The organism is Bifidobacterium pongonis (genome assembly GCF_019331805.1).
Lineage (GTDB): Bacteria > Actinomycetota > Actinomycetes > Actinomycetales > Bifidobacteriaceae > Bifidobacterium > Bifidobacterium pongonis.
Window position 1 is genome coordinate 68,413 of sequence record NZ_JAHBBE010000006.1, and the last position, 7,714, is coordinate 76,126.

At 53.5% G+C, this 7,714-nt stretch carries 3 protein-coding genes; all 3 read left to right on the forward strand.

Going from position 1 to position 7,714, the window contains the following annotated elements; all coding sequences use genetic code 11:
* Positions 1–160: 160 nt before the first annotated feature.
* Genes KIH75_RS02875 through KIH75_RS10350 form a run of 3 tightly spaced genes read left to right on the forward strand, consistent with a single transcriptional unit; the run spans position 161 to position 7,641 of the window.
* Positions 161–6,736: an InlB B-repeat-containing protein gene (locus KIH75_RS02875; protein WP_219055308.1), complete on the forward strand. Its 6,576-nt coding sequence runs from the start codon at positions 161–163 to the stop codon at positions 6,734–6,736.
* A 51-nt stretch (positions 6,737–6,787) separates the two neighbouring features.
* Positions 6,788–7,423, forward strand: a complete 636-nt coding sequence (locus tag KIH75_RS02880) for a cell wall-binding repeat-containing protein (RefSeq protein WP_219055309.1) — start codon at positions 6,788–6,790, stop codon at positions 7,421–7,423.
* 44 nt (positions 7,424–7,467) lie between these two features.
* Positions 7,468–7,641 carry a cell wall-binding repeat-containing protein gene (locus tag KIH75_RS10350; protein WP_420829166.1) on the forward strand — a complete coding sequence of 58 codons (174 nt, stop codon included), beginning with the start codon at positions 7,468–7,470 and terminating at the stop codon, positions 7,639–7,641.
* Positions 7,642–7,714: the final 73 nt, after the last annotated feature.

The window sequence follows — 7,714 nt, forward strand, 5'->3', positions numbered from 1 at the left end:
TATGTGTGCGGCGATACAATTAAAGCCACTTGCGGGAACATTCCCGCACCAAGATGAGAAGAATTACCGAGGAGAGACGTCTATGTCGTCAAGTCTATTGGCAGCATCAAAGAAGATGTGGGCCGTATTCTGCACATTGTCCATGTGCATCGCAGTGGGCATGACTACGAATCATATCGCCATGGCAGATAGCGCGACGCAAAATAGCAATATTATTGCTTCATTGAAGTATATGAGCGAGCTCAACAAACTACGCCAATCCAGACGTACCGCCTTGACTGCGCAACAAATCATTGAAGCGCAGAATGCCGACAACAGTGCAAACATGCGTTCAGGCCAGGTTGCGGAAGATGCGGCTGACGGCTCTCCTGTTCCCGAACTTAACGTGAACTGGGATTTGATGAGTTGGGCTCAGAAGCGCGCCGATGCCTTGGCCGAACGAGCCTCTGTGAATCACAGTCAACCAATTAGCCATGACGACATGTATGTAGGCGCACCATCATGGACTTCGAAATATAATCTTGGAGAGAGTCCAAACTATCAAAACGGAACATATTGGTTTGGCCCTGAAGCCTTGTTCATCGGATACCCTGAAACGGGACAAAGCAATCATAATCCAATTCAATCTTGGTATAGCGAACTATCCGCTCCTGCCGGCAGCAGCAGGCAAGGGTACGGACATTACCTCACCGAAGTGAGCAATCTGGCGGATACCGCCGGCATGGCGTCGGCGCAGGTGACTAGCGGCCGTTGGGAAGGCGCAACCATCGTCGTTCTGGAAATCGGATACACCGGTAATCACAGCGACAGGGGCACTACACAATCCGTAAGCGATGCCCTCAAGCAATATGTCGGTTCTACATACACAGTGAAATACCATGCAAATGGCGGCAATGGATCCATGGACGATCAGAAATTCGATATGGATTCAACCATCCCATTGTATGGGAATAGGTTCACTCGCACGGGATATCAGTTCAGCGGATGGAACACGAAAAAAGATGGTTCGGGAACGCAGTACTCCGACTACAATCCCATCTATAACATCGCGAACGCCGGTGAAGTGGTTGACCTATATGCGCAATGGACGCCAAATACCTATACCGTGTATTTCTACTCTGGCGGCACTGGCTCAGGTGGAGGTAGCAGTCGGAGCTTCACCTATGATCAGGCGCAAAATCTGCCAAATCCAGCAGATGTGGGAATAAGCAGCATCAATGGAACTTTCACATCTTGGAACACCGAATATGATGGCTCGGGAACTTCATATCAAGCGGGACAATCGGTAAAGAACCTCACCGCAGACGAGTATGGAAGCATATATTTATACGCACAGTGGAAAACCACTCATACCGTGCATTTCCGAGCGTATAACGCAACACCTGAATATTTCGATGATCAGCGGGTCGCTGATGGCGATTCCGCTACCAAGCCAACCGATCCAGTTCGTCCGGGATTCATATTCAGGGGATGGGCCACAGGCAATAGTGATGACTCGCCATTGTACGATTTCAGCGCTCCGGTAACAGAGGATGTCTGGCTATATGCATTATGGGATTCGTATCCTTACACCATTCGTTATGACGCCAATGGCGGCACAGGAACCATGCCTGACCAAAAAGTTGCATCCGACCCAAGCGTCAATACCGCTACGCTGAAATCGAACGAATTCAATTACAACGGCAGGGTGTTCACAGGTTGGAACACCAAACGAGACGGCACTGGTACAGCTTATAAGGAAAACACGTCTTACGCGGAATTGAACATCACTGCCGCGAACCAAATAATCACCTTGTATGCGCAATGGACTACCGCCAAAGTGAAAACCATTGATGCTGTTACGGTGAAATGCAATTATTCCGCATGCTATCCGGTCCTTCCCAACGAGGTAAAAATCCATTTGAGCGACGGCAGCACTGTCGTGGAAAACGTGGATTGGAATAAGGATCAACTCGACGCAATCATCGACAAAGGCCAATCCGGCCTTCATCTAAGCGATGTGTTTTATATCGATAGCACAAGCATCGTTGGCTTCCCGAATCAGAGGATTCGCGCGAAAATAGTGGCTTCTGACACCACTGCCCCGTCTCTTCAGGGGTTGGACACCGTCGCTGCCAGAATAAACGACACATCGTTCGATACCATGTATGGCATAAACGCCATTGACAATAACGATGGCGACGTGACACGAAATATCAAGGTCTCCGGCAACTTCGATATTTCGAAAACAGGTGATTATCAACTCACCTACACGGTGAAGGACGCAGCCGGCAATGAGGCAACGGGAAACCGTACTATCCATGTGACGGATGATAATATCGCAACGATAACGTTCAACCCCAACGGCGGTATCGGATCCATGTCGCCACAGACGGTCACCACGGATGGCTCTTACCAGATTTTCCGGTCTACCAAGTTCACCCGAGTCCATTACAATCTGGAATCGTGGAACACCAAGGCCGATGGTTCCGGCAAGCGGTACAACGCATATGGCGATTGGCTCGAAAATTCCGATGTTCCCTCGAATGGAAAAATCACACTGTATGCGCAGTGGGAACATGCGACCTACACTGTGATGTTTTATCCCAATCTTCCAAATGACTCAGGCATCGGAATCGTCAACTCGCAAAACATCAAATACGACGAGTATGAAAAACTTGCGGGCAACACCTGCATGGATCTTGGATACACGTTCATCGGTTGGAATACCAAGAAAGATGGATCCGGCACCAGCTATTCCGATGAGCAACAGGTGAAAAACATTTACGACAAGTACGGCTACAGCATCACCTTATATGCGCAGTGGAAGGCAAACAAGTACACAGTGCAATTCAACGCCAACGGCGGTACCGGCACCATGCCCTCGCAGACGTTGACATATGACAAGAACGAGAGACTGAACCGCTCGACATTCAAGGCGCCGGCCGGCAAAATGATCACGGGCTGGAACACCAAGGCCGACGGCACCGGCACGGGGTATGATTACTGCGCTCCGGTGAAGAATCTGCTGACAAGCGGTACCATAACTCTATATGCGTGGTATAGCCCAATACGCTACAGCTCCATCTCTGTACAGACCCCACCGAAAAAAGCCTCGTATAAGACAGGCGAAACGCTCGATACGACAGGACTTGTGGTATCTGCGATACAGAACAATGGCGATACTGTGCAACTACCAAGGAGCGAGTACACGCTTTCTCAGCCGAACATGAATTCCAACGGCACCAAGCGCGTTACCTTGACATTGAAGTCCAATACGGCAAAGACAACGTGGTTCGACATCACTGTCGGCTCAGCTGCGCCGACAGTGGAGGAAAGCCATTCGATAGCGGATTCCGATGAAACAGTTACCAATTACGTCGTCAGCCTCAAAGAAGGCACGGCAACCGACGTGCTGGACAAGGCCGTCACCGGAGCCGAAGCGTTGCATGCCTACAAGCTGATGTCATATCCAGAAATCGGTGTGTTCTTTGTACAAGCACATACCAAGACATTCGCTTCCAACTTCGCGCGCTGGGCCGCAGCAAATGGCATTGCTGTGGACACGGTGGCATATACACGCGATAAACTCCGCGAAGAGGAAATTCGCTATGGGAATACCACATCTTCCGACATCGCGACAACCACAAAATGGAAGTCGGGAAACGCGATCCGCAAACCACAGAAAGACTCTTCGGATCCGAACACCAACATTTATGATGCATGGGGCATTACCGCCATTGGTGCAGATAAGGCGCAGCGGACCAATGTCGCGTATAAGCCGACTCTGACCGGCGTAATCGATTCCGGCATCGAGGATGATAATCCCGATCTGCAGGGGCAGGTGAGCAGCACCTATTCCGTTGATTGCACGGTGAATGGAATCCCGCAGCAGGGAACCGACTCCTCGACGGGACGTCCTGTATGGTGGCCTACCGCGGGTGACTACGACGACATGCACGGCACTCACGTTTCAGGCACCATCGCAGCATCCCACAATGGCAGCGGCGTCGATGGCGTAAACCCGAATACGACATTGGCAGCCATACGTGTGCTTAAGCACGACCGCACCTACCTCGAACAGGAGGTCTGCGGATACGTATGGGCGGCCAAGGTGGGAATGGATGTCACCAATGCCAGCATCGGCAGCCTGTCACCCGATTATCCAGGTAAGTATGCAGTTGACAAGGCGCATGACACCGTTTTGCAACGAGCCGTGAACTACGCAGCCAAAAACAACGTAGTCAACGTTGCCTCAGCAATGAATGCAGGTCTCGACCTTGATAATCTGCACGAGGACACATCCTTGGATCGGATGCGCAGGCAAATCGAAAAGCGCCAGCCGCGTGAGGTCATCGGGCAAGCCATCGATGCCAGCAACAACGAAAATACGTTCAACCCGCTGACCGGCTTGGCGAATCAGCAAAGCCAGGGTCTTGGAGGTTCGGGGCTTTCTCTTGCTAGTAACAAGGGATACATCGTTCCGGCTATGCTTGACGGAGTGCTTGCCGTATCCGCAGTGCAAAAACGGGGCACATACTCCGTGGCCCCATTGAGCCGTGCCGATTATTCGAATTACGGCAGCAGCTCTATCGATGTGGCGGCTCCTGGAAGCAATGTCTATTCAACATATGGAACCAACTATGCGTATATGAGCGGCACTTCCATGGCATCTCCCCATGTAGCAGGTGTGGCATCACTGCTCAAGTCGGTGCATCCAAATTATTCCGCTTCGCAGATTACGCAGTTGCTTAAAAAGCATGCCAAGGAACTGTACGGCAACTTGGAAGCGCCAACAGAGGGATTGGAATACCGCGGCGCTGGTCTTGTCAACGCTTATGCGTCAATGACGGAGGATCAAGAGAAACCCGCTGTTTCCGCACAGTATTCAGCCGATGGCGGATCCAGTTGGCATAACCTGGCCAACGCCATCATTTCAGGCAAGGCAACCATCCGTATGACGGCAACCGGTCCTGTATCAAGCGCATCAGTGAACGTCGCAGGGCAAAATCGTTCTGCCCGAGGTAACGACAGCTACAACGGCAATGCATCAATAACCGTTGACGTCGATTTCTCCACGTTAACTGCTGTTGAAGCGCATTCGATGACAATCAAGGCCTATGGCTTGAATTACGACGTATCGAACGACGACGTAAGCAAAACCATTCAGTTCCAGGCAGGACATACCGCATATGCCACGGTGGCGTTCGACTCAAACGGCGGATCCACGGTCACTTCCCAATCGGTGAGGTACGGTTCCAAGGCCACGCAGCCGACGAACCCGACCCGCACCGGCTATACGTTTCAGGGCTGGTACACAGCCAAGAACGGCGGCACGAAGTACGATTTCAGCCAGACAGTGACGAGTGGCATCACCCTGTACGCTCACTGGTCGGTGAACTCGTACATACTCACTTTCGACGGCAACAGCGGTGAGACTTCCGAATCGTCCAGGACAGTGCAGTACGGCAGCCAGTACGGCGGTCTGCCCACAGCCACGCGCACTGGCTACATATTCCAAGGCTGGTACACAGCCAAGGATAACGGAAGCCAGGTCAGCTCGTCCACAACCATGGGGGCAGCGAATACGACTGTGTACGCGCACTGGACCATCAGGACCTACACGGTGACGTTCGATTCGAACGGCGGTTCCTCCGTAGCCGCACAGAAGGTGAAATACGGTTCGCGAGTCACCGAACCCGCGAATCCGGCCCGCATGGGGTACACGTTCCAGGGCTGGTACACGGCCAAGAACAGCGGCACGAAGTATGACTTCAACCAAACCGTAACAAGCGATGTGACCCTCCACGCGCATTGGGCGAAGGAACCCGCCGCATTGAGACGCTTGGCCGGTGCGACCCGCTACGACACCATGGAGGAGATCGTCGGTACCGGTGGATGGAAGTCCGGGGGCACTGTGATCGTCGCTTCGGGCGGCAACTATCCCGATGCCTTGGCAGCTTCCGGCTTGGCCGGCATGTTGGATGCTCCCATCGTGCTGACTGATGGGAAAACGCTGTCCTTCCAGGCATTCACGCGTCTAACCGATCTCGCCCCGTCCAGGATCATCGTCGCTGGCGGCCGTGCGGCCGTGTCGGACGGCGTGATGGACGAGTTGGAAGACATCTGCCCCCATGTGGAACGGGTGGCCGGCGCGACGCGCGTGGACACGTCCCTGAGCCTGTATCGGAAGGGATCTGGCTGGGGCTCCACTGCCATACTGGCTACGGCCAGCAACTTCGCCGACGCGCTGAGTATCAGCTCCTACGCCTACGCGGCGAAGGCTCCCGTGTTCCTAGTCGATTCGAACGCTCTAACCAACAGCCAGCAAATCGCACTCTCGACTGGACAGTTCTCTCGGATCGTCGTAGTCGGCGGCATCAACGCCGTGTCCGAACGAGTGGCGACGAAAGCCCAATCCATAACCGGGGCGCAGCTGACGCGCTTGTCTGGCGCGACCCGTTACGAGACGAGCGAGCGGATCGCCAGGTGGACGACGGGGCACGGCCTGGGTATGAACGGCGTCGTGTACGCGACCGGCGCGAACTTCCCCGACGCCCTGGCGGCCGGCCCTCTCGCCGGCAAGGCCAAGGCGGCGACCCTCCTGGTCGAGGACGCCCACAGCCCCGCGGTCCCGTTCTCCGCGGAGTACAGGGGCAAGGTCGACAACGCGTACGTGGTCGGCGGCGCCAACGCCGTCAGCCAAGCCACAGCAAACGCCATAGCCGACAGCCTCGGACTCAAACACGCACAATGATGGCATAGCCGACATTGTTGGAGAGGGTTGTCTGACAAGGGTTTCTAATCCTTGTCAGACAACCCTCTCCAACAATATGCAACAACGAAAGGAAACAGAAGAAATGAAACGCAGAATCATGACCGCATTGATATCTGCGGCAGTCGTTTTATCCTGTGGTTTAGCAGGCCCCGCCGCACAGGCAGAGGAACAATTGCTGCATGTGCATTAGGTGTTCCCATTCTCTTTACCGCAAAGAAGGGACTTTCTCCGCAAGCTCTGCAACAAGTCAAAAAGATTCAGCCTAGTAAGATCATCATCGTCGGCGGCTCAAATGCTGTATCCGCTAATGCAGAACGCTCTCTAAAGTCCAATTGCGACAATGTACTGCGAGTGTACGGTGCAACTCGTGTAGAAACGGCTCTGGCCCTGTACCGAAGTGACTCCAAATTTGATTTCATGTGGAGCAATACAGCCATCGTTACCACAGCAGACAACTACGCCGACGCCTTGTCCATGTCGGCCTACACGTATCGGAGCAGTTCCCCCATCTTCCTAGTATCCAATAATGCAGATAATGCCAAGCAGATTGCCGCACTCAAGGACAGTATTTCAGCCATATCGTCATTGCAGGCGGAGCTCAAGCTGTCAATAGACAAATCGAACAGCAAATCGCCGACACCACTGGAATTACCCCGATTCGTCTGAGCGGCGAAACACGATACGACACCAGTATTGCCATCGCGAAATGGCTGACCCAATATACTGCGCTTGGTGTCGACGGAGCGGTTTTCGCCACTGGGCAAAACTATCCTGATGTCCTCGTTGCCAGGCCGCTTGCAGGTGCACAAGATAGTCTGTTGATTCTCGTCGGTAGTGCCCGAAAAGTTGCGCACTTTGGATCATGGCCGTCCATGGCGCGATGATCAGTTCGCTTCCACGAGGTTGTCATCGAGCCGGGACATGTCCAGGTAGCGGCGGTTCGACCATTCGTTCGCG

Coding starts and splice junctions, on each gene's coding strand:
- KIH75_RS02875 (WP_219055308.1), top strand. CDS start 161: ATGACTACGAATCATATCGCCATGGCAGATAGCGCGACGCAAAATAGC.